The sequence below is a fragment of the Alteromonas confluentis genome, assembly GCF_001757105.1.
In the GTDB taxonomy this organism is placed as follows: Bacteria; Pseudomonadota; Gammaproteobacteria; order Enterobacterales; family Alteromonadaceae; genus Alteromonas; species Alteromonas confluentis.
Genome location: NZ_MDHN01000032.1, coordinates 35,878 through 57,955, shown reverse-complemented (window position 1 = coordinate 57,955; position 22,078 = coordinate 35,878). Strand labels below are relative to the sequence as shown.

23 protein-coding genes are annotated in these 22,078 nt (G+C 49.6%); 15 read left to right on the top strand and 8 right to left on the bottom strand.

Translation table 11 applies throughout. The features are described 5' to 3' along the window. The first annotated feature begins 57 nt into the window (after positions 1-57). Positions 58-948, top strand: a complete 891-nt coding sequence (locus BFC18_RS14280) for an ATP-grasp domain-containing protein (protein WP_070126240.1) — start codon at positions 58-60, stop codon at positions 946-948. Between the two features lie 102 nt (positions 949-1,050). Here BFC18_RS14280 and BFC18_RS14275 read toward each other — a convergent pair whose 3' ends face one another. Next, a complete protein-coding gene (locus BFC18_RS14275) occupies positions 1,051-1,707 on the bottom strand; it encodes a TetR/AcrR family transcriptional regulator (RefSeq protein ID WP_070126239.1) in 657 nt (218 codons plus the stop codon). A 178-nt stretch (positions 1,708-1,885) separates the two neighbouring features. Here BFC18_RS14275 and BFC18_RS14270 point away from each other — a divergent pair, with 178 nt between their 5' ends. The 7 genes from BFC18_RS14270 to BFC18_RS14240 are packed head-to-tail and all read left to right on the top strand — an operon-like array spanning position 1,886 to position 7,983. Continuing rightward, positions 1,886-4,099 carry a TonB-dependent receptor gene (locus tag BFC18_RS14270; protein ID WP_070126238.1) on the top strand — a complete coding sequence of 738 codons (2,214 nt, stop codon included), beginning with the start codon at positions 1,886-1,888 and terminating at the stop codon, positions 4,097-4,099. A 50-nt stretch (positions 4,100-4,149) separates the two neighbouring features. Further along, the gene (locus tag BFC18_RS14265) at positions 4,150-5,304 is read left to right on the top strand and encodes an amine dehydrogenase large subunit (RefSeq protein WP_070126237.1); all 1,155 of its coding nucleotides are present in this window, start codon (positions 4,150-4,152) and stop codon (positions 5,302-5,304) included. A gap of 2 nt (positions 5,305-5,306) precedes the next feature. Then, a complete protein-coding gene (locus BFC18_RS14260) occupies positions 5,307-5,870 on the top strand; it encodes a MauE/DoxX family redox-associated membrane protein (RefSeq protein WP_070126236.1) in 564 nt (187 codons plus the stop codon). Beyond that, on the top strand, positions 5,863-6,465 hold the full coding sequence (locus BFC18_RS14255; RefSeq protein ID WP_070126235.1) for a thioredoxin domain-containing protein: 603 nt from the start codon (positions 5,863-5,865) through the stop codon (positions 6,463-6,465). Before BFC18_RS14260 ends, BFC18_RS14255 begins: the two co-directional genes overlap by 8 nt. Before the next feature lie 11 nt (positions 6,466-6,476). Then, positions 6,477-7,022, top strand: coding sequence for a methylamine dehydrogenase light chain (locus tag BFC18_RS14250; protein WP_070126234.1), 546 nt, complete (start codon positions 6,477-6,479; stop codon positions 7,020-7,022). Beyond that, positions 7,015-7,488 (top strand): c-type cytochrome, encoded by a 474-nt coding sequence (locus BFC18_RS14245; RefSeq protein ID WP_170826608.1) that lies wholly within the window; start codon positions 7,015-7,017, stop codon positions 7,486-7,488. The genes BFC18_RS14250 and BFC18_RS14245 overlap by 8 nt, the downstream gene beginning before the upstream one ends. Before the next feature lie 24 nt (positions 7,489-7,512). After that, positions 7,513-7,983, top strand: coding sequence for a c-type cytochrome (locus tag BFC18_RS14240; RefSeq protein ID WP_070126233.1), 471 nt, complete (start codon positions 7,513-7,515; stop codon positions 7,981-7,983). A 128-nt stretch (positions 7,984-8,111) separates the two neighbouring features. Here BFC18_RS14240 and hslU read toward each other — a convergent pair whose 3' ends face one another. The 4 genes from hslU to priA all read right to left on the bottom strand — a co-directional run bounded on the left by hslU (position 8,112) and on the right by priA (position 13,512). Continuing rightward, entirely contained in the window at positions 8,112-9,443 is a 1,332-nt protein-coding gene (gene hslU / locus BFC18_RS14235) for an ATP-dependent protease ATPase subunit HslU (RefSeq protein WP_070126232.1), read from the bottom strand. Between the two features lie 78 nt (positions 9,444-9,521). Continuing rightward, positions 9,522-10,046 (bottom strand): ATP-dependent protease subunit HslV, encoded by a 525-nt coding sequence (gene hslV, locus BFC18_RS14230; protein WP_070126231.1) that lies wholly within the window; start codon positions 10,044-10,046, stop codon positions 9,522-9,524. A gap of 534 nt (positions 10,047-10,580) precedes the next feature. Next, on the bottom strand, positions 10,581-11,147 hold the full coding sequence (locus tag BFC18_RS14225; protein WP_070126292.1) for an SPOR domain-containing protein: 567 nt from the start codon (positions 11,145-11,147) through the stop codon (positions 10,581-10,583). Between the two features lie 193 nt (positions 11,148-11,340). Beyond that, complete coding sequence (priA, locus tag BFC18_RS14220; protein ID WP_070126230.1) at positions 11,341-13,512, bottom strand: primosomal protein N'; 2,172 nt, start codon at positions 13,510-13,512, stop codon at positions 11,341-11,343. Positions 13,513-13,687: 175 nt separating this feature from the next. On the opposite strand from priA, the gene rpmE reads away from it, so the two are divergent. From rpmE to BFC18_RS14205, 3 genes are all read left to right on the top strand, one after another. Further along, on the top strand, positions 13,688-13,900 hold the full coding sequence (rpmE, locus tag BFC18_RS14215; protein ID WP_070126229.1) for a 50S ribosomal protein L31: 213 nt from the start codon (positions 13,688-13,690) through the stop codon (positions 13,898-13,900). Between the two features lie 397 nt (positions 13,901-14,297). After that, positions 14,298-15,551, top strand: a complete 1,254-nt coding sequence (locus BFC18_RS14210) for a malic enzyme-like NAD(P)-binding protein (RefSeq protein WP_070126228.1) — start codon at positions 14,298-14,300, stop codon at positions 15,549-15,551. Between the two features lie 101 nt (positions 15,552-15,652). Continuing rightward, positions 15,653-16,864, top strand: a complete 1,212-nt coding sequence (locus BFC18_RS14205; RefSeq protein ID WP_070126227.1) for an MFS transporter — start codon at positions 15,653-15,655, stop codon at positions 16,862-16,864. A gap of 52 nt (positions 16,865-16,916) precedes the next feature. On the opposite strand, the gene metJ is transcribed toward BFC18_RS14205, so the two are convergent. Next, positions 16,917-17,240: a met regulon transcriptional regulator MetJ gene (gene metJ, locus BFC18_RS14200; protein WP_070126226.1), complete on the bottom strand. Its 324-nt coding sequence runs from the start codon at positions 17,238-17,240 to the stop codon at positions 16,917-16,919. A 154-nt stretch (positions 17,241-17,394) separates the two neighbouring features. Between metJ and metF the strand changes: the two genes are divergently transcribed. Both metF and BFC18_RS14190 read left to right on the top strand, forming a co-directional pair. After that, positions 17,395-18,279, top strand: coding sequence for a methylenetetrahydrofolate reductase (gene metF, locus BFC18_RS14195; protein WP_070126225.1), 885 nt, complete (start codon positions 17,395-17,397; stop codon positions 18,277-18,279). 423 nt (positions 18,280-18,702) lie between these two features. Next, entirely contained in the window at positions 18,703-19,587 is an 885-nt protein-coding gene (locus tag BFC18_RS14190) for a virulence factor BrkB family protein (RefSeq protein WP_070126224.1), read from the top strand. 43 nt (positions 19,588-19,630) lie between these two features. On the opposite strand, the gene BFC18_RS14185 is transcribed toward BFC18_RS14190, so the two are convergent. Both BFC18_RS14185 and BFC18_RS21835 read right to left on the bottom strand, forming a co-directional pair. After that, positions 19,631-20,275, bottom strand: coding sequence for a DUF2959 domain-containing protein (locus BFC18_RS14185; protein WP_070126291.1), 645 nt, complete (start codon positions 20,273-20,275; stop codon positions 19,631-19,633). An 8-nt stretch (positions 20,276-20,283) separates the two neighbouring features. After that, positions 20,284-20,520 carry a hypothetical protein gene (locus tag BFC18_RS21835; RefSeq protein ID WP_070126223.1) on the bottom strand — a complete coding sequence of 79 codons (237 nt, stop codon included), beginning with the start codon at positions 20,518-20,520 and terminating at the stop codon, positions 20,284-20,286. A gap of 86 nt (positions 20,521-20,606) precedes the next feature. Here BFC18_RS21835 and pip point away from each other — a divergent pair, with 86 nt between their 5' ends. Further along, positions 20,607-21,581: a prolyl aminopeptidase gene (pip, locus tag BFC18_RS14175; protein WP_070126222.1), complete on the top strand. Its 975-nt coding sequence runs from the start codon at positions 20,607-20,609 to the stop codon at positions 21,579-21,581. Next, positions 21,578-22,015: a D-aminoacyl-tRNA deacylase gene (gene dtd / locus BFC18_RS14170; protein WP_070126221.1), complete on the top strand. Its 438-nt coding sequence runs from the start codon at positions 21,578-21,580 to the stop codon at positions 22,013-22,015. Before pip ends, dtd begins: the two co-directional genes overlap by 4 nt. Positions 22,016-22,078 lie beyond the last annotated feature (63 nt).

The following is a 22,078-nucleotide window of genomic DNA, read 5'->3' as shown; positions in this document are numbered from 1 at the left end:
AGTCCTTTCCAGAAGTCGCCACATAGCCGGAATATTATCTAAACCGGTAAACCCAATATGACGAACATTCTCTGCCTGGGCAGTGAAAGCGATGGACAACTGCAACATCTGGCTTCAGCGCTTCGCGATGCAGGAGCCTGCCCGCTAATAGTAAACACCGCGCACTATCCAGCATCATTCTCGGTGGTCTGCGAACCAAATTCAGACAGCTTTGCCCTGGTAATAGATAACGAAGTGTTTGAAGTCGACCAGTTCGATAGCTTCTTCTGGCAACGGTACTATCCACCAATTACCCAACATCCCCACGATAGCAAAAATGCCTTAAGTGCATTATCGCCACTTTTTTACTACCGCCCCGAGCGTTGGTTTAATTCGCTTTCAGCCGTCCGGTTTCATCAAGCGAAGCCTGTGCAACTGCAAGAAGCGCAAAAGCTTGGTGCGAATATACCGGCGACCTTGATCAGCAACGACCAACGCCGCCTTCAACATTTCAGTCAGCGCTATGACAAGGTGATCATTAAACCGGTATTCGGCGGCGCTCACACCCAACTTGTTGGCCAGGACGATGCCCAAATGGCGCGTGATGAATGGCAACATCACCAACCTGTGACATTACAGAAATACATTGAGGGTGACGAAGTAAGAACCTTTGTCATCGGTCAGCGTGTTTTTGCCGCCGCGATATATTCCGACCAACCAGACTACCGCGTCGACAGCCATACCCAAGCTGAAGCAATATCGTTACCGAAGGATATAGAGGCATTGAGCGTGGCAATTTGTCTGCAATTCGGCATGAAATGGTGTGCCATCGACTGGCGTCGCGAGGCTGATGGAAAGTATGTATTTCTGGAAGCAAACCCCGCCCCCATGTTTTGCAAATTTGAAGCAGAAACCGGACTGCCTGTCACCGAAGCGTTGGTGCACGCTCTCACTACCGCAACAGGCTGATAATAGGGTCTTGCTGAAAAGAGAAAGCGTGGGCTCAGCGTTTAATATATGAACATTTTTGGTGCACAAATAGTACACGCGTACCATTTTAGTGCTTTTTATTTAGTCAGACACCTTAGGCACGTTGCCACTTTCGATGGTTTGCACTGCCATATTTACAATCATTTTGATCACCGATTCACAGGCATAAGCATCAGATTTGCGATACCCGATAAACATGGTGTGCCCTTCAATAGTAGCGGAAATAAATAACGCGATTAGCCGTCTCTGCTCAAGGGTTAAATCGGGATTCATTTGCAGCGCGATATCTTGGTAAACCTTACGATAAACTTCGTACATGTGCTCCATGAGTTTATTGATGGTTTCATCATGATTCGACAACGACCATATCTCAGGGAAGAAAATAGTGGTCTCTCGCGTTTGCAGATCTCGCGTCACGAATTCAATTACGTTTTGCAGGCATTCTTTTGGCGATGACGCCTCTTCTTTTAGCTCTTCAAGACGAAGTAAGTAAACACTAATCACATGATCTAACATGGCAGCTACCAGGTCATCACGGGTAGCAAAATGGTGTTGTAAATTACCTGCAGAGATACCTACCCGCTTCGCCACTTTGCGAATAGAAAAATTGTGGTAGCCCTCTTCAATCAGCAAATTTCTTGCTTCAACCAGAATCTGTTTCTGGCGTTCCAAACCGGCTTTGTAAGGTCCGCGTTTTACGCCTGTTTCACTCTGCTCATTGAGTCTGTTTGGTGACAAGCCGTGCTCCTGAAATTCCTGAAAAATACCTAGCTAAGTATACGTTAATAACCACCATGAACATACCGGGATCAAACCCAAATTAGTTCACCCGTACCATTTTTGGCGTAGATGTTGCTCTTGCCCTCTCAGGACACACAAAAAAACAATTCAATTTTTTGCGACTGAGGGAAACCACATGAAAAAGAGCAAAATCGCTTTTGCTATGGCACTAATGGCCTGCGGCCAATCAGTATCATACGCACAACAAGTGTTTGAAGAAATTAGTGTTGTAGCACAAAAGCGCGAACAAAGTGTCCAGGATGTTGGTATTGCAATTACCGCCTTAACCGGTGATCAGCTTGAAGCGTTAGGTTTCGATAATGCCCAGCAGGTAACGGCAATGGCACCGGGGGTACAAACTGTGCAGCCTAACGGCGAAGCAAACTATTCAGTTGGTATTCGTGGCGTCACCAATTCCGATTTCACCACCAATGTAGAAAGCCCGGTAGCGCTTTATGTCGATGAGGTGTACATAAGCCAGATGTCCGGAGCCGGATTCAGTTTGTTTGATGTAGAGCGGGTAGAAATTTTGCGCGGCCCGCAAGGCACCCTGTTCGGGCGTAACGCCACCGGCGGTCTGGCGCACTTCATTACCCGCAAGCCAACCCAGGATTTTGATGCCTACGCTAAACTTACCCTGGGTGACTACTCACAGAAAAAGTTTGAAGGCGCTGTCGGTGGCGGTCTGACCGACGAACTGGCGGCACGGGTATCGGTAAATATTAATAAAGCCGATGGCTACGTAGAAAACCGCTATACCGGTAACGATCTGAATAACGCCAACGATAAAACGGTGCGCGCACAGTTTTTATTCACCCCCACAGAAAACTTTGATGCCCTGTTGAATGTGCGTTACAGCAAACAGGATATTGATACCGGCTTTTTTGAAAACGTCAGTTCCATTCGTGCCGGCGAGCTCACCCCAACAGAAATGAACCCGATTTTGGAATACATCGACAACGACGGCGATGTCTACGCGGGTGATTATGATGATCCGGGTTTCAATGAATTAGAAACCAAAGGCGCAACAGCGACCCTGAATTGGCAAATCGATGAAGACCTGAAATTTGTCTCAATTACCGACTTCTCCACAGTAGAGCGCACCTACATTGAAGATAGCGACGCGTCGCCAGTCTCGTTTTTTAACTTCTTTTTAACCACGGATGCCGAGCAATTTTCTCAAGAGTTTCGCCTAGAGGGTAATGTAGGCGACCTGCTTTGGGTAGCCGGTACTTATTATCTTGATCTTGATATTAACGATTCTAACGGTGCCATTTCCGACCCTCTTATCGGTGGCGGCGGCACCAGTGCTGTCGGCAGTGAAGGCGGCCTTTACAACCCTTATCAGTCTGATCTCACGTCAACGTCGGTATTTGCACAAATAGAATATCCGTTGGCTGACGACCTTACCCTGATTGCGGGTTTACGGGTGATCCGCGACGAGAAAGACTTTGATTTTTCTGTGATGGCGATGGAGTTTCTTAACCCATCTTCCGAACCTGGCTTTGCCGATACCGACAATATGGTGTTACAGGCCACATTAGGTGAGTACACCGCGAGCCGGGAAGATACCGAAGTGGCTGGCCGCTTACAGCTAAACTGGACGCCCACCAAAGATGTGCTGACCTACATCAGCTACAACCGCGGCGTTAAAGGGGGTGGCTACAATGCGCCAATCTTCCCGTTGGCACCACCGAACGACTATAACGATGCCACCCTGTCTTTCGATCCTGAACACCTCGATGCCTACGAAATAGGTGTAAAAACCCGGCTTGGTGATTTCGGACGACTGAATGCGGCAGCCTATTACTACGATTACAACAACTACCAGGTATTCAACATCATTGGTCTGGATACCATCACTATCAACTCACCCGATGCTTCAGCCAATGGCTTCGAAGTGGAATATCAGGGGCAGTTAGCTGAAAACTGGGACGTCATGTTAGGCGCGGCCTACAACGACGCCGAAGCCGAACTCGCTGATGGATCTACATCCCGACCAGTACAATCACCGGAATGGAACTATAACGGCCTGCTTCGCTACACCATGGAATTGGACGCAGGTTACCTCGCCTTTCAAACCGATTTCGTGTTTCGCGACGACGTGAAGTTTGCCTTGTCTGATGCCGAAACCGTGCAGCAAGACGCTTACACCTTATACAACGCCTCGGTGACCTACACCTCAGCCGACGATACCTGGCAGCTAAGTGCATTTGTAGACAACCTGGGGGATGAGGAATACATCGTTCAAGCCTTCGATCTCTCCGGTATGGACGTGTTCGGACTCACCGAACAGTACTACGGCAAGCCGAGATGGTGGGGCGTGTCATTCAAATACTCGTGGTTCTGATAAACCCGCGACTTCACTTAATACACTCTTTAAAACAGGGAGCACAGAACATGCAAAGAACAATGCTAAAGGCATTACCCGCGTTACTGATGGCATGCGTTGGTTTGCCCGCCATAGCAGAACTTGAACCAGAGCCAATCCCTTCGGTAGCGACGTTACCGTCGGTCTATCCCGATTCATGGATTTTTGCTCACGACGTAAATTTCAATGCCATGATTTCCGGCAAGGTCGTCATTATTGATGCGGCGGCCGACACCCGCGAATACAAAGGCTTTGTAGATGCATCGATGATGGCAAACTTTGTTGAATCGAAAGCGAAGCCGCTGTTGTACGTGGCTGAATCTTTCTATTCCAGAGGTACCAGTGGCGACCGCACAGATGTTATTTCCATTTACGAAAAGGCCACGCTGAAGAAAACAAAAGAAGTGATTTTGCCCAATAAAAACCGGGCGCAAATTGTGGCCAGCAAATACATGCTGAAACTGGTTAACGATGACAAATACCTGCTGATTTTGGCATTTACCCCAGCGGCGTCGGTGATCATCATGGACACCGAAAGCGGTGAACTGTTGAACGAGATTAGCGTTGCAGGGTGTAACCTGATTTACCCGGCTGGCGATCACGGCTTTGCTTCACTGTGTGGTAACGGCGGCATGAAAACTATCGCCTTTGACGACAGCGGCAAAGAAACCAAGCGTACCGACATTCCGCCGTTTTTTAGCGTCGATGACGACCCACTGTTCGATAAGCCCGTGTACATCGGTGATACCGCCTACTTCTTCTCTTACCAAAGCAAAGTGCAGCCAGTGGATTTAACCACCCCTGATGCCGAGCTACTGCCAGCTTGGTCGTTGGTAAGTGAAGCGGAAGCGAAGGACAACTGGCGCCCTGGCGGCTGGCAGTTTGCCACTTCAGACGACAGTAAGCTGCTTTATGTGGTGATGCATAAGAATGGCTACAACGGCAGTCACAAATTCGGCGGTGAGGAAATTTGGGTTTACAACACCACCACACAAAAACGAACAAAACGCATCGAGCTGAAGAAAAACGCGTTCTCCATAGAACTGACCCGCGGCGATAACCCGTTACTGGTGGTGACTAACACCGAAATGGGTTTGGATGTTTACGACACCAACGGTAAATACCAGCGCTTTATCTCGGTGGGCGATTCCACCATGCCCATCGTGCTGCACAAGGGGAGATAGCCATGCTGAGTTCTCTTCTGCAGGTTGTGCACATTGGCGTACTGGGGTTTCTGCTCTCTCTGGTGCTTGCCAGTGCTCACCATAAACTTCGTGCTCCTGGACAATTCCGTCAGGCACTGGTGGGTTACGAACTGCTACCGGGAAACCTGGCGTTGACCCTCGCCGGCATCGTACCGTTCGTTGAAATCAGTGTTATTGCCGTGGCGGTGCTTGCCTTCGCTTTGCAGGCAACAGCAGTAACCACGCTCATGTTAAGCGGCCTGCTACTTACCTACGCCGCGTTCCTGAGCTTTGCCATGCTTACCGGCCGCTCTCTTGCCGACTGCGGCTGCTCGCTAAATGGCAGCGATGCCAACGTAAAACCCGCCTTGTTAGTCATACGCAATCTGGCTTTGCTGGCACTGGTGGCGGTATTCCACCTCACCCAACAAGTCAGCACCGGCACACTGTCGGAATGGCTGATGGGCATCACCTTTTCACTGTTACTTTTTATTTCATACAGCAGCATTGATGGCTTGCTGGAAAACCACGCTTTACTGAAAAACCTGAGGTTACGTCATGACTAATTTACTCATTGCTTCAAACGTTATTTTATGGATTGCCGTTATCGTGCTGGCAACAATGGTATTTGCACTGGTTCGCCAGATTGGCGTGCTTTACGAGCGTGTTGCACCCGCGGGGGCACTGTCTATCAACAAACAGCTTAAGGTAGGACAGGATGCCCCAGAGCTTGACGTCATTAATCTGAAAAACCAGCAAACACTGCACATTGGCGGAAAATCGCCAGTAGAAAAATGTCAGCTGCTGTTTTTCGTATCGCCTACCTGCCCCATGTGTAAGTCACTCATTGGTGTTGCGAAATCAATCGCCAAAGAAGAACAGAACTGGGTGGATCTGGTCTTTGCTTCCGACGGCGCATCATCAGAAATAGACACCTTCATTGCTGCACAAAAATTAGAGCAATCCAACTTCGTTAACTCTGAAATCGTTGGCAAAAGTTTCGGCGTGGCGAAACTGCCCTATGCCGTACTGATTGATGAAAAAGGCACGCTACAGGCTATGGGCATCGTGAACTCTCGCGAGCACATCGAAAGCCTGTTTAACGTGAAAGAGACTGGCTATGCGAGTCTTCAGGAATACATGCAGAAGAATTACGCGTAAGGAGCACACAAATGAAATTTCTCGACAAACTGATGGAGCGTGGCTCCCGCAAGGTCGCGCAGAATACGTCTCGTCGGCACTTGCTCACTAACCTTTCCAAACTGATGGTGGGCGCTGCAGCCATTCCTTTATTACCCGTTGCCCGAGCTTCGGAATCGACCGGCGCTTACCCGGGAGTGGGTTCTCAGGTATCTGGCCTGGAGGGCGACCCCGGCGATCCTACCAGTTGTGATTACTGGCGCTACTGTGCCATCGACGGATTTTTATGCTCCTGTTGTGGTGGTACGGCATCGAGTTGTCCGCCGGGCACCGAAATGTCGCCCATCACCTGGATTGGCACTTGTCGCAACCCTGCTGACGGTAAAGATTACATTATTTCGTACAACGACTGTTGCGGTAAAACCAGTTGTGGTCGCTGCTTATGTAATCGCAACGAAAACGACAAGCCAGTATACCGCCCGCAATCTAACAACGACATCAACTGGTGCCTGGGTACCAGCAGTAATGTGTACACCTGCTCTACCGGTGTGGTGTTGGGGGTGGCCGTTGATGCGTAAGTTACGCGCTATTGCCATGGCTGCGCTCTGCGCAGCCATGGGACTAAACACTACCGCCAGCCTTGCTGAAGGACGAGACGGCAAAACCGTATTTACTACCTGCGCGGCCTGTCATCTTGCCACCGGTGAAGGTCTGCCAGGCGCATTTCCGCCGCTGGTTAATCTACCCGCAACTTTTGCAAAAGAAGGCGGAAAGGAATATCTCATCAGTGTGGTGCTACAAGGGCTTAATGGGCCAATCAAATCGCAGGGACAGACTTACGCCGGATTTATGCAGGCGTTTGCTCCCACTCTGAGTGACGATGAAGTTGCCGGCGTTCTGAGTTACGTACTCACGGGCATTGCAAAATCGCCACTTGCAGAAGCGACACCAGTAAGTGCTGAAGACGTGGCGGCAGTACGCAAGAAAATAGCAGACAAATCATTGCCTTCAAGCCATGCACTTCGCCAGCAGTTAGACGACTGAACCACAGTATTAAAGGGATGAGCAATGGGGAATGTAACCAAACTCTCGATGCTGGGCCTGTTCCTGCTTACAGGATCATTGCAGTTAGTCAGCGCCAAAGGCCTTACCCGGGCGCAGACCAATTACATGCTGCAATGTCAGGGATGCCACAAAGCCAGTGGTTCAGGCATGCCCCCGCAAACGCCGGATTTTCATGAACATGGAAATGCATTTATGCATTCCGAAGCGGGAAGACGTTACTGGATAAGTGTACCAGGCGCAGCCAACTCCCCACTCACCGATGGAGAACTTGCAGATGTGCTTAATTATATCGCCAACGATATTGTGAAAGTCGACAACCACACCGCGTTCACCGCAGAAGAAGTACGCGCCCATCGCGGAGAGAAAATGACGAATGTATATGAAGTGAGGCAAAACCTTGTTGATAGCTTAGCGGCTACGCAGGCACCGCTTTCTTCGACTGTTCGTGAAAAGCATGAATCCCCCGGAGGATGAACTCCGTTGGCTCTGTCCGTTATCCGTTGCGGACAGGGTCTTTTTTCCGGGTTAGCTACTAACGTGTTGAAAACAAAAAAGGCAGCAGGACGTGAGTCTCTGCTGCCTTCTTCTCATGAGCGTATGACTTACAAAATAAAGCGGCTCAGATCTTCGTTGTCCACCAGCGATTCCAGATGCGAATCAACATAGGCCTTATCGATAACAAATGTTTCACCCGATTTCTCAGACGCGTCGAAAGAGATATCTTCCATCAGACGCTCAAGTACGGTGTGTAAGCGACGTGCACCGATATTTTCCAGCTTCTCGTTTACCTGCCATGCCGCTTCAGCGATACGCTGAATACCCGACTCTACAAAATCAATGGTCACACCCTCAGTGGCCATCAGCGCACGGTACTGTTCAGTCAGTGCTGATTTTGGCTCGGTAAGGATACGTTTAAAGTCTTCCACTTTAAGTGCTGACAGCTCAACACGAATTGGCAGACGCCCCTGCAATTCAGGAATAAGGTCTGACGGTTTGCTCATCTGGAACGCACCAGAGGCAATAAACAGCATGTGGTCGGTTTTCACCATACCGTGCTTTGTCGATACCGTAGAACCTTCGACCAATGGCAGCAGGTCGCGCTGTACACCTTCACGGGATACGTCCGCAGAGTTGTTACCTTCACGCTTACAAATCTTATCGATTTCGTCGATAAACACGATACCGTGCTGTTCAACGGCATTAATCGCTTTTTCTTTCAAATCTTCCTGATTAACCAGACGCGCTGCTTCTTCTTCGATCAGCATTTTTAGCGCATCTTTAATTTTCAGTTTTTTCTTTTTCTTCTGCGAGTCAGAGTTCAGGTTCTGAAACATTGACTGCAGTTGGTTGGTCATGTCTTCCATGCCTGGAGGCGCCATGATCTCTACGCCCATTTGCGGCAGGGCCACATCAATTTCGATTTCTTTATCGTCGAGTTGCCCTTCACGCAGCTTTTTACGGAACGCCTGACGGGTGCCACGGTCTTCAACCTGTTCTTTCTTGCCCCATGGATCTTCCGGTGGTGGCAACAAAGCATCAAGAATTCGCTCTTCCGCCGCTTCTTCGGCGCGGAATTTCACCTTCGTCATTTCCTGCTCTTTGGTGAGCTTCACGGCAATGTCAGTCAGGTCACGGATAATGGTTTCTACTTCCTTACCCACATAACCTACTTCGGTGAATTTAGTCGCTTCCACTTTGATGAACGGCGCGTTTGCCAGTTTCGCCAAACGACGAGCAATTTCCGTTTTACCCACACCAGTTGGGCCAATCATCAGAATATTTTTTGGCGTAACTTCTACGCGCAGCTCTTCTGGCAGCTGCATACGACGCCAGCGGTTACGCAGTGCAATAGACACAGCACGCTTGGCATCCTGCTGACCGATAATGTGACGGTCGAGCTCGTGAACAATTTCTCTGGGTGTCATTTCAGACATAATAAACCTTCTCTTACTTATGCCGCCCCGTGGCGGTAATCAGGCCCGTGCGCATGGTCGCGTACGAACCTGTGAATATTAATAATCCAGTACTTCAACCGTCTGGTGGTGATTAGTAAATACGCAGATATCACCGGCGATGGTCAGACTCTTTTCAGCAATGTCTTTCGCGGATAAATCGGTATTCGCCAGCAGCGCCGTGGCCGCTGCCTGCGCGTAGTTCCCGCCTGAACCGATGGCAATTAAATCGTTCTCTGGCTGCACCACATCACCGTTACCAGTAATGATAAACGAAGCCGTTTCATCGGCCACAGCCAACAGCGCTTCCAGTTTGCGCAACGCCCGGTCTGTACGCCAATCTTTGGCCAGTTCTACCGCGGCCCTGGTAAGATGCCCCTGATGCATTTCCAGCTTGGATTCAAATCGCTCGAATAATGTAAATGCATCGGCAGTGCCACCAGCAAATCCCGCCAGCACTTTGTTGTGATAAAGGCGACGCACTTTTTTCGCGTTACCTTTCATTACGGTGTTACCCAGAGAAACCTGTCCGTCTCCGGCAATTACGACCTGATTGTCGCGTCTTACAGATACAATAGTAGTCACTACACTTCCCCATGTTTCGGGTGTCGCTGGCCGTCGCGCTCAGCAAATTAATTTCAATGAAGAGATAAGTGGGGGAAGACATTATTTTTTCAAGGGAGAAACTGTGAGGTGTTGTGAACTCTTCAGGCCGGGAGCGCCATTGTCGAGCACGGTTGTGAGCCCACGGACGAACGAAAGTCAGGCCCGCAGACAAAGAAAGGAAAGCCATTCCAAACCGTCAGCAGCAGGGATGCTGCTGCCGAGCACGGTTGTGAGTCCGCGGACGGGGTAAGGTGTTGTCGGCGAGAACCGTCAACCGCATGGATGCGGTTGTCGAGCCCCCAGGGACGGGTTCACGGCGAGTTCTCGCCGACAATGCCTGCCCTGGCCACAAGGGCTCACGGAAAAAGCTAAGAACCTTGAGCGCAGGGGTTGTAGAAATTCTGGTACAGAACCGTCAGCCGCAGGGAAGCGGCTGCCGAGCGCCCATGGATGGGTTTACCGCGAGTTCTGTACCAGAATTTCGGAAGCCCCGATAGCGATAGGTTCTTTTCCTTATAAGTTCCAGGTGAGGATCATGCAGGTGGTGATGTTCACTTTTCGCAGGCTGTGTTTGGCCCGCTCTGCGTCGCGTTTGGTTTGCAGTGGTCCCATGATCACGCGGAACCATTCGCCGTTTGAACCGGTGGTGGCACGAACCTGCGCTTCCAGGCCCTGGAAGGCAATTTTCGCTTTCATTTCTTCGGCCTGAGAACGGGTACGGAATGAGCCACATTGCAGCAGGTAAAGTTTGTCAGATTTCTGCTGTTCCGCGACTTCTACTTCCACTTCGTAGCCAGGCAAACTCTTAATGTAATCCCACTCTTCTTTTGGTACTTCTGGCAGTTCGTCTTCTTCCACGATTTGCGGCAACTGCTCCATGGTCGAATCAGCCGTTTCGTCCACGTTATCTTTAATTGAAAACAGAAAATAAATCAGTGCAAGAATGGCAATAATCACCACCACCAGGCGCATCCAGATCTTGGTTCTGTTCTGCTCTGGGGCTGGCGGCTTCCGCTTATTGTTATTTTTGTTTTTATTCTGTGGCGCACGTCCACGAGATACATAATCACGTTGAGCCATAACCGGCATCTATCCCGTTAAAATTTATATTTCAGACAACTGACCATCGCTTCTTTTTTCATTCAGAAAGCGCACATTCCGTAGCGATGGTTCAGGTAAAGCAGTGTAGCTTTTATTTCTTAACTTTGCTGTCGGTATCTTAGCCGAAGTCGCTCAGTCTAATGAATTCGTCGTCAGACTCAAGCAACATCTGCTAACTGAAGTCTGATGGATCGACATCTAGCGACCAGCGCACTTTGCTCGCCGTGGGCAGCGACGTGATGTTCGGTAACGCTCGCCTGAGCAAATCATTTATCGCCTTGCGCTGCGCCGATTGCAAAACCAACATAAACCGATACCGCCCCTGCCGTTTCTCTATTAAACATGGAAGCGGACCATTCAGCCGCACCACTTCACTTTGCAATAGCGTTCGAACCTGCTCAAGAAATTCCCAGGCCAGCTCACCGTTAGTCGCTTCTGAGCGAATCACCGCTTGCGATTGAAACGGTGGCATCCAGGAGAGTTTTCGCTCATCCAGCGCCTGACGGGCAAAGTGGGCATAACCATTGTGTACCAAATCTTGTAATAACGGATGTCCCGGATTGTGGGTTTGCAGCCACATTTCTCCCGGCTTCGACGCCCTGCCCGCTCGGCCTGCCAATTGCGTTACCAATTGTGCCAGTTTCTCGCTGGCACGGAAGTCGGCACTGAACAGCGCGCCATCACAATCTAAAACCACCACCAGTGTTACATGGGGAAAGTGATGACCTTTCGAAAGAATTTGCGTGCCGATTAATAGCTGATATTTCTGGGCGTTGATATCATCTAGCGAGCGTTGAAGTTTGTCTTTGCCCCGCACCGAATCGCTGTCGATACGGATTTGCTTCACGCCGGGAAACATCTTTGCCAATCCGTCTTCGATTTGTTCGGTACCCACACCCGCGGTTATGAGTTTATTTTCGCCACAGTGTTCACACTGCCGCGGAATAGGTCGGGCGCCACCGCAGTGGTGACACTGCAACCGCTGCTGAGTGCGATGCACCGTGTAAGGACGCTCACAGCGACGACAATCGTAGGAATGACCACAGTGATGGCAAATCAGTGCAGGGGCATAACCGCGGCGGTTTACAAACACCAGCACCTGATTACCCATAGATAAGTGCTGACGCATGATACTTAACATGCCATCGGCGATACCGAACTGCAGACGCTGATCACGCACATCCAGCACCTGCTGATGGGTTTTCGATGCCCCGCCCGCTCGCTTTGTTAGCTGAAGATGACCATATCGCTTCGTCAACGCGTTGTTCAGCGTTTCCAGCGACGGCGTGGCCGTGCCTAACACCAGTGGAATATTTTCTGTGTGCGCTCGCATTACTGCCAGATCGCGGGCGTGATAGCGCAAACCATCCTGCTGTTTGTAGGAATCATCATGCTCTTCATCTACGATGATCATGCCGGGGAATTTCATCGGCGTGAAAATTGCCGAACGAGTACCAATAATGACTCCCAACTCACCAGCACGGGCACGCTGCCACACCGATAGCCGATCTTTATCGTTTAGCTGTGAATGCAAAATACCAATGTCGATACCAAATCGGCTGGCGAAGCGCGACACCGTTTGTGGTGTAAGGCCGATTTCCGGCACCAAAATTAACACCTGCCGCCCTTCTGCCAGCACATCTTCGATAGCCTGGAGGTAGACTTCCGTTTTTCCGCTGCCCGTTACCCCTTCTAACAAATAAGGCGCAAACCGAGAACGACTTTGCACTATCGTGGAAATCGCGACGGCCTGCTCTTTGTCTGGTAATGGCTTTTTTGCCACATCAAAATAATCCAGCCACATTTTCGGGCGCAACGGCGGCGGCTTACTTTCCTGACGGATAAAGCCTTTTTCTTCCAGTGCGTTAATAATGGTAGAGGGAAACGTATTTTTGAGGTCGCCTTCGCGCACCGGTTCATCCACCAGCGCTTCCAAACAGGCATACTGGCGTTTCGCCCGTTTAAGCGCAGCCAGGTTTTCATCAATATTATCGGCGGCATGCCACCACACTTCATCCACCGGACTCGCAGATTCGCCCTTTCGTAAAAGCACAGGGAGTACGGTATGAATCACCTCACCAATGGGATGCAAATAGTACTGCGATAGCCAATGGCAAAGCTTCAGCAAAACCCGGTCTAGTACAGGCGTGTCATCAATAATTTTATCGATGGCTTTGATCTTGTCTGGATTTTCAGGCGCAGTCAGTTCACCTGTCACGACACCGACAAGATTACGGGGGCCGAAGGAAATACTGACCCGACAACCAGGTTCCGGGAGGATGTCACAGCTGTAGGTAAAAGTTTGGCGTAGCGGTACCGGTACCGCCACCTCGACAAAATGCATAATCCGCCTATTTTTTCCGCATTTTTCGCTTATCGTTCTTGATCAAACGGGCGCCATACATTAATATGCGCCGCTCTTTACGGCAAGGCCAGTTGTGTCTTGCATTTGAATATAGTTGCGTATGGTGTTCAGCTTCGGGCTGGATAGCGATACGGCCTTAAGATTGAGGTAACCCATGAAACAAGATATCCATCCTACTTACGAAGAAATTACTGCTGCTTGTTCTTGCGGTAATGTTATCAAAGTTCGTTCTACTGCAGGTAAAGATCTGAACCTGGACGTATGTTCTAACTGTCACCCGTTCTACACTGGTAAGCAACGTAACGTTGACACCGGTGGTCGTGTTGACCGCTTCAAGAAGCGTTTCGGTGCACTGGGCAAAAAATAAGCCCTGCAGTGAATTGCGAAAAAAGCGCCTTTATGGCGCTTTTTTTGTGTCTGCAATAATTTCCATTTCGATATTCATCCCTTTTAGGCTGTCTTCTAGCCCCCCACTTCACTAACGATCAAAAAACAAACACCAGCTTCTACGCTGTTTATATGCTTTTAAATATAAGTTAAGGACTGTTTATTAATTTGATAAATGGTCACCATTGATAATACCGTTTTGTGTCGTGGCGGTTTGACCACTAGAGTAATCATGAGATTAGTCCTGATCAGATATGTACTGTGAAAGGCGATATGCTACATTGGTCTTATATGGCTGTTATAACAAAAACAACAAATTAGCCAGAACGACAGGTGTATCTTTGTAACGAATAACCCTGAGAAGGACACATAAAAGCATGTCAGATTTCAGACAACGCGCCCTGGATTACCACGAGTACCCTACACCAGGTAAAATTAAAGTAGAGCTGTCTACCCCGGCAGACAGTGTTGATGATCTCGCTCTTGCGTACAGCCCCGGTGTTGCCGAGCCAGTGCGCGAAATTGCAGAAGATCCTGATGCCGCTTATCGCTATACCGCGAAAGGCAACATGGTAGCTGTTATTAGTAACGGTACTGCCATTTTAGGTTTGGGCAATTTAGGTCCCCTTGCTTCAAAGCCGGTAATGGAAGGTAAAGCGCTGCTGTTCAAACGCTTCGCGGGCCTTGACGCTATCGATATTGAAGTAAAACACCGTACCACCGAAGAGTTTATCAATACGGTGGCTAATATTGCCGATACCTTCGGTGGTATTAACCTGGAAGATATTAAAGCACCAGAATGTTTTGAGATTGAGCAGGAGCTGATCAAGCGCTGCAAAATCCCGGTATTCCACGACGACCAGCACGGTACTGCTATCGTGACTGCCGCCGGTATGCTGAATGCGCTGGAGATTCAGGGCAAGAATATCGAAGATGCAAAGATTGTGTGTATGGGTGCCGGCGCAGCCGCCGTTGCCTGTATGGAACTGCTAATCAAATGTGGTGCCCAGCGTGAACGCATTTATATGCTCGATCGCAAAGGCGTTATCCACACCCGTCGCGACGACCTTACTGAACACAAAATGCTGTTCGCCAACAACACCGACAAGCGTACCCTTGATGATGTGATGGACGGTGCCGATATCTTCGTTGGTGTATCAGGCCCGGATGTTCTGCCACCCGAAACCTTAAAACTGATGGCACCAAACCCGGTCGTTTTCGCCTGTTCAAACCCAGATCCGGAAATTAAACCTGAACTGGCTCATGAAGTACGCTCTGACCTCATCATGGCGACAGGCCGTTCGGATTACCCGAATCAGGTTAACAACGTGCTGTGTTTCCCGTTCATCTTCCGTGGCGCACTGGATGTTCGCGCTTCCACGATTAACGATGAAATGAAAGTCGCTGCGGTTGAAGCACTACGTTCTGTATCAAAAGAACCGGTGCCTGAAGAAGTATTGAAAGCCAGTAAATCTGCGTCGCTGACCTTCGGTAAGGACTACATTATTCCGAAGCCAATGGATCCGCGCTTACTGAACCGCATCGCCAGTGCTGTTGCACAGGCTGCCATTGATTCCGGCGTGGCCGGTGTCGAGACACTGCCAGCAAAATATCTGGGTAACAATGCCTAATTAGGGCATACTGCACTCATCTGCCACGGGCCGGTAATTCTACCGGCCCGTTTGCGTTTTGGCGCACGCATTCTTCTTCAAATCTAACGGATATAGATATCATGTGGTCTAAAGCACTCATTGGGCTCATTATCGGGCGTATTGCAACAACCCTGATAGGCTCTACCATGAGCGTCAGTATCGGCTGGCATTTATATGAATCCACTGGCGAGGCTTTCGATCTGGCGTTGGTAGGCATTTTCCAGATTGTGCCGGTGATTAGTCTGTTTCTGGTAGCCGGATGGGCAGCGGATAATTTTTCCCGCAAAAGCATTCTGTTGCTCTCCGCCAGCCTGCAGCTTTTCGTTGTGCTGGCGGTGGCGATACTGATGAATCAGCCGGAACTGAATAAATGGGCGCTGTTCCTGTCGCTATCGGTGCTGGGCGCCGGACGGGCATTTTTCGCCCCGGCGATCCAGTCGGTACTGCCAAATATTGTCAGTACCGACCATCTGGGTCGCGCCGTGGCTGCTATCAGCTCAATGTGGAATATTGCGCTGACGGTTGGCCCTTTTCTCGCCGGTGTGTTACTGGCGATGCTCGACCGACAGCTCTACTGGGTACTCATCATCTTCGGTTTGTTCACATTGGGTGGCTTCTCACTGCTACCCGCGCTGAAGATTCACTCTGAGCGCAAGTTGGATCTGAAAGACATCTTTAGTGGCGTGCATTATCTGATGCATAACAATGTGGTGCGCGGCGCCCTGTTTACCGATCTGGTGGTGATTTTGTGTGGCAGCGTGATGGCAATCCTGCCGGTGTTCGTTAAAGACGTATTGCATGAAGGGCCGGAGACGCTGGGTTTACTCCGGGCCATGCCTGCCGTTGGCGCAACCATTATCGGGTTAACCATGGTACGGCGTAAGCGCGCCATCGAGCGCAATGGTCCCTTGCTGTTCTGGTCACTGCTCATCTTCAGCTTTTCCATTATCGGTTTTGCTTTCTCGCAAAATCTCTATGTTGCCTGTTTTGCGCTGCTGATTTACGGCGGCTCAGACATGATCAGTGTGGTAATAAGAAGCTCAGTGGTTCAGATCATGACGCCGGATGCCCTGCGCGGCCGGGTAAGCGCGGTGAATTCACTGTTCATTGCCTCATCAAACGAGCTGGGAGATTTCCGAAGTGGTTCAGTAACGGCAGCAATTGGTCCGGTGGCCTGTGCCGTAACCGGCGGCGTGATGAGTCTGGGCGTGGTGTTATTGTTCAGGAAAACGTTCCGGCCGCTGTTCGAGCTGCAGAAAATTGAGCCGCCGGAGCTGAGTAAACCAGAGTAAGGCAAGCGACCTAAAAAAAAGCCAGAGTATTTAATTTACCCTGGCTTGGTTTTTATTCTTCTTCGTTATCCACCGACGGGTCGATACCCATCTCTTCCATCATCTTTCGAGCAACAGCCGGGATACGATTTGGATTATCTTTGCGCAAGTCATCATCGTTAGGCAATGGTTGCCCGGTGAACGCATGCAGGAATGCCTCACACAGTAATTCTGAATTTGTTGCATGACGCAGATTGTTTATCTGTCGCCGGGTGCGCTCATCTGTGAGCTCCTTAAGCACATTAATAGGAATAGAAACAGTGACTTTCTTTACCTGTTCACTCTTTTTCCCATGCTCTGCATAAGGGTGTATATACTTACCATTCCATTCTGCCATGTGAAATCTCGGACTGCCTGTTATTTTATCTTATGAGCGGAAATTCTAAACAATGTAGCGAAAAGGTCAATTAAGCCGTGTAAACCTCTTGACGTCCAGACATATATTAATTAGTTTAGACGTCTAAACGGCCAAAAAATGAGTGAGTCAGAAAATGGTTTCCTATGCACAGGGCATCGATGCCTTAAATCAATCTTTGTCAGAACTGCGTGACATCGATGTATCCTTCGAATTTTTTCCGCCAAACTCGGAAAAGATGGAACAAACCTTATGGAAATCTGTAGAGCGTCTGGCACCTCTTAAGCCTTCATATATGTCTGTAACCTATGGTGCGAACAGCGGCGAGCGCGATCGCACCCACGATGTGGTAAAACGCATTCAGCAGCAAACGGGTGTTCAGGCCGCACCTCACCTTACTTGTGTTGATGCCAGCCGTGACGAACTCAAGCAAATTGCACAAGAATACTGGGATTCTGGTATTCGTCGCATTGTGGCCCTGCGTGGTGATTTGCCAAAAGGCGTAGATAAAACTGAAATGTACGCGTCTGATTTGGTATCTCTGTTAAAAGACGTGGCTGACTTCGATATCTCAGTAGCGGCTTATCCAGAAAAACATCCTGAAGCGCCAAATGCACAGTTTGATTTACTGAATCTGAAGCGTAAAGCAGAAGCCGGTGCCTCAGAAGCGATCACACAGTTCTTCTTCGATACCAGTGTTTACCTTCGATTCCGTGACCGAGCAGCAGCGGCAGGCATCGATTTAGATATTGTTCCTGGCATCTTGCCGGTTACCAACTATCAAACGCTGGTTAAGTTTGCGGGTTTCACTAACGTTCACGTACCAGGCTGGCTGCACAAAATGTACGACGGCCTTGACGATGACGACCAGATCACCCGTAACCTGATTGGCGCAAACATCGCCATGGAACAGGTAAAAGTGCTGGCTAAAGAAGGTGTGAAGCACTTCCACTTCTACACCCTGAACCGCTGCGAACTCAGCTACGCCATCTGCCACATGCTGGGCGTTCGCGCCGACTAACATTTTCGAATACGCTGGGAGTACGGCGATTCGGTAACAAACACGCCGAGATTCCATCCATGGAGGCTCGACTGCAGCATCCCTGCTGCAGACGGTTTGTTACCGAATCACCTCCCTCCTATCGCGTTTCTTCTGACGATGTATTCCGGCATCTCCGCCGGATACGAAGGCCAGAGAAAAAACACGCCGGAGCTCCATGCCTGGCTAAGCTGTTATAGAGAACGCTGCAGCATCCCTGCTGCAGACGGTTTTTTCTCTGGCACCCTCCCCCTTATCGCTACGACGCCTGGCGATTTACGCAATTTCGCCACCACACCAGACATCTCAGTCCACTGACAAATCAACAAAACATTTCCCCCACGACCCTGAATGGTTACACTGTGAGAGCATGAACATAACAGTGCAGTTTGAAAGGAGTCTGTTTTGACAGATAATCGCTGGGTAAAACTGTGGAACGATAAACGTCCCGGTCTTATTGCTTTTTTCCATATTTTTCTGCGCCGTTGCAAAGCGGACAACATCACCATCTCTGCTGGCCATCTCGCTTACGTTACCCTGCTCTCGCTGGTGCCTTTTATCATGGTGACGTTCACTGTGATGTCGGCGTTTCCGGCTTTCGCCTCGGTGCGCAGTAAACTGGAACAGTTTGTGTTCTCCAACTTCGTACCGACTGCTGGCGACGTGGTGCATAAGTACATGGGTGACTTTGTCGCTAACGCTTCGGAAATGGGGGCGGTGGGAATACTGTCGCTGCTGGTTGTTGCTCTGCTGTTGATCTCCAATGTGGATAAAACCCTGAACCGGATTTGGCGCACCCAGAGCGACAGGCCGATGATTTATACCTTCGCCATTTATTGGATGGTTATCACCTTGGGCCCGATGCTGATGGGGTCGAGTGTAGCAATCAGTTCTTACCTAGTGGGTGTGGCTGAGTTCGCTGAAGAATACACGCCGGGTGTAGGCACCTTTATGTTGAAACTGGTACCGAGCTTCGCAGCACTGTTAGCCTTCATCATTCTATACCTGTTGGTTCCCAACCGACGAGTACGCTATTCCCATGCGTTTATTGGCGCGGTGGTAGCGACCATATTCTTTGAATTCACCAAGAAAGGATTTGCCCTGTACATTACAAACTTTACCTCTTATCAGGTAATTTACGGGGCTATGGCAGTGCTGCCTATTCTGTTTTTATGGGTGTATGTATCGTGGGTGGTTGTACTGATTGGCGCAGAGTTTACCTGCAGCCTGGAAGATGCCTTCGGTGACATCAGGGCCAGTGAAGAGCCCAGAAAAGTCCCCACCGAATAATACAAAATGACCGGCAGTTGCCGGTCATTTTCGTTTCACTTGCTTAATTTTTCATTGCGCGGATAAAGGCGTCAGATTCAGCCACTGAGGCTTTCATCTCGTTAATCAATCGCGATACATTTTGCTGAATGGTTTTTAACTCACCTTCCAATGCGCCAATGGCACTGGCATTCAGGTTATGCTTCAGATAAAGCACATTATCCTGCAGTGCTGTTAGTACAGGCTCCATTCTACTTTCTGCTTTGCGCATCGCTTTAATCATGGTTTCGTACTGACGGCGAGTGGCACGCAATTTTTCCTCGCTGGAGCGACGTAGCGTAGCACTATCGTATTTAGTCAGTTCATCTTCCCACTCAGAGAATAATGCATCAGCAACGCTTTGCACTTTGTCTATGCGGTCGGACACTTCCTGCGCGGCGGCTTTGCTGTCTTGATACTCACTGTTTAGCTCGTCATAAACATCTTCTAACTCGTCGCCGTCGAAGTTAATCAGTGCGCTGAATTCTTCCAGTGCATCGGCGAACTGCTCTTGCGCATCTTCCTGAGATTCTTTGGCGTTTTCAACACGGTCAACCATGATGTCCCGCTTTTCTACGCCGAGTTTTTCCCAAGCACCATAATAGGCAGACTGACATCCAGAGAGTGCGAAACAGGCGGCAACCGCCATCAAACTCGTTTTTACTTTCATATTCATATTTATATTCCGGGGCCGCGATAACGGGCCGCACTGATAATTGACCACAGATGGAAAATGGCGCCTACCGGCCATAGGAAAAAGAGTACGACGGTTGCTGCCAGCCCGTAAAAAACTAAGCAAGCGAAGAAGAAAAACAACGCTCCCATAATTCTGCCCTGAACCAAATGGCCCAGCCCGGGAATAAAAAAATTACAAATTGCGGCGATCACATTACCGCCAGAACCTTGCCCTGACATATAAACATCCTCGTATATTGCTTAAATATGTGGTTAAGTAGCTAAACTAAACCAAAAAAATACCTCAAACAACGCACTGAAACAAAATGAAACGACTTTACCCTGACATTGGATGTTACAGCAGTGGGTACTTTGAAACCGGAGACGGCCACACTCTCTATTACGAGGAAAGTGGCAATCCGGATGGTTTCCCGGTGCTTTATTTGCACGGTGGTCCCGGCGCTGGATTATCCCCAGGCTATCGCCGTTTTTTCGACGGTAATCACTTTCGTATTATCGCATTTGAGCAACGGGGTTGTGGTCGCTCCAAGCCATTCGGCTCGCTCGAGAACAACACGACTCAGCACATTCTTAATGATATTGCGGCGCTGCGCGCATTTCTCAAGGTAGACAAGTGGATCCTATTCGGCGGCTCATGGGGTTCTACGTTAGCGATGATGGCCGCGATTACCGAACCAAACACGGTTTCAGGCCTGATCTTACGCGGTGTTTTTCTCGCCAGAAGAGAAGATCGTGACTGGTTCATTTCCCAGCACGGTGCAGCAGCTACCTTGTTTCCCGAACACTATGAAATGTTCACCGACGGCATTAACCCTCCTATAACGACAACGTCGGTCTGTGAGCACTACCAACGCATGTTCGATTCGCCGGATGAACTTCAACGGTTAGCCGCATTAAAGCGCTGGTACATCTGGGAAGAAAGGTTATCCAGACTGTCACTACCCCACGGCACCGGGGAATTTACCAGCCACTATCCCATTAATCTGATGACGAGTCTCGCCAAGCTTGAGTGCCACTATCTGTCTCATCAATGCTTTATTCCCGAAAACTTTATTCTTCAGAACGTGCATAAAATTAACCACATACCCGGTACAATAGTCCACGGCCGCTACGATGTTATATGCAGTACAAAATCTGCTTACACCTTGCACCAGGCGTGGAGCAACAGTGAACTTCAGATTGTGCAGGAAGCGGGTCACAGCACGTCGGAACCGGGCATCGCACTGGCACTCTGCAGAGCGACCCGGGACATGTCGAAATATCTACGGGAGAAAAAATGATAGGACTGGTTCAGCGGGTATCTGAGGCGCGAGTGACAGTGGATGGCGAAATCACTGGCGAAATTGGACAGGGTATTCTTTTGTTACTTGGCGTAGAAAAAGAAGATGCTCAGGAACAAATAGACAAGCTAGCCAAAAAAGTTGCTAATTACCGCATGTTTAGTGATGAAGCGGGAAAAATGAACCTGAATGTACAACAGGCTGGCGGGTCTGTGCTGGTTGTCTCTCAGTTCACTCTGGTCGCCGATACGCAGAAAGGTAATCGCCCTGGTTTCTCTAAAGGTGCAACACCCGCCCACGGCGAGGCTATGTACAACGCGTTTATCACCCACCTTTCCTCACTGGGAGTACCAGTACAAACGGGCCGTTTTGGCGCAGATATGAAAGTATCGCTGTTGAATGACGGGCCGGTGACGTTCCAATTTCAGGTCTGAAACTTTAGCCGTTATTTCCCGTACTTATCCTCTCAATAGATTCGGATCTTCGCGCTCTTTGAT